This window comes from Microvirga pakistanensis (assembly GCF_004458765.1).
In the GTDB taxonomy this organism is placed as follows: domain Bacteria; phylum Pseudomonadota; class Alphaproteobacteria; order Rhizobiales; family Beijerinckiaceae; genus Microvirga; species Microvirga pakistanensis.
The window spans coordinates 1-223 of sequence record NZ_SPJX01000044.1; the positions used below are offsets into that span (position 1 = coordinate 1).

At 69.1% G+C, this 223-nt stretch carries 1 pseudogene; it reads right to left on the reverse strand.

Features of this window, described 5'->3' with window-relative positions:
* Positions 1-223, reverse strand: a pseudogene (locus E4K09_RS02500) (NAD(P)(+) transhydrogenase (Re/Si-specific) subunit alpha); the annotation flags it as partial.

Here is a 223-nt window from a genome sequence, read left to right on the forward strand (position 1 = left end):
CCACGATCACGGAGCCGGGCTTCATGGATTCGACCATGGCGCGGCTGACGAGCTTGGGCGCGGGGCGGCCGGGGATCAGGGCCGTGGTGATGACGATGTCCTGCTTGGCGAGGTGCGAGGCGACCAGCGCCGCCTGCTTCTCGCGGTACTCGGCCGACATCTCCTTGGCGTAGCCGCCGGCGGTCTCGGCCTGCTTGAACTCCTCGTCCTCCACGGCGACGAA